Genomic DNA, 607 nt, shown 5'->3' with positions numbered 1-607 from the left:
AGCCGCTGCTCGCTGATCGCCGGGCGCGTGATGTAGCGGCACAGCTTTTCGAGCTTGTGGCTTTCGTGTGCTTCCGCGGCCACGCCGGCATGCAGCGAGAAGCCGCCGACCTTGCCGGCGTCGCCCTCCAGCGAGCCTGCGTCACCGGGCAATGTTTGCAGCGTGACGACCTTGCGGCCAGCGTCGCGACCGGTGGCGATGCGGTAGGTCATCGAACTCATCCGCAGCCCATCCATGCCGTCGTCGCTACCCGCGCTGTCGGACAGGAACACGGATTCGTCTTCGCCTTCGAGCCAGCCGCGGCGCGACAGGTGCCGGCACACGCGATGCGCGATGGTGTTGGCGACCTGCGTCAGTTGCGCAGAGGTGGGGGCACGGGCGCGGCGCAGGCGCGGCTTGCGCCGCGGGGGCTCGACGTTCGCGTCGTACACGCCGTCGAGCCACAGCATGTGGAAGTGAACATTCAGGTTCAGCGCGCTGCCGAAGCGCTGGATCAGGGTCACCGCACCGCACTGGGCGCTGGCGCGGTCGATGCCGGCTTGATCGGCCAACCAGCCGGCGATCACGCGCTGCACGATGCCCAGCACCGGGCCAATGGCTTCTGGCT

General features: G+C 68.7%; 1 protein-coding gene. It reads right to left on the bottom strand.

Features of this window, described 5'->3' with window-relative positions; all coding sequences use genetic code 11:
* Nucleotides 1–607: transposase (locus WCD84_RS14325; RefSeq protein WP_343281803.1), on the bottom strand; the 607-nt coding region annotated here is incomplete at both ends.

It is taken from the genome of Luteimonas changyuni, from assembly GCF_039548395.1.
Taxonomy (GTDB): domain Bacteria; phylum Pseudomonadota; class Gammaproteobacteria; order Xanthomonadales; family Xanthomonadaceae; genus Luteimonas.
Note: the sequence above shows the minus strand (reverse complement) of the source record. Positions and strands in the feature narration are given on the sequence as shown.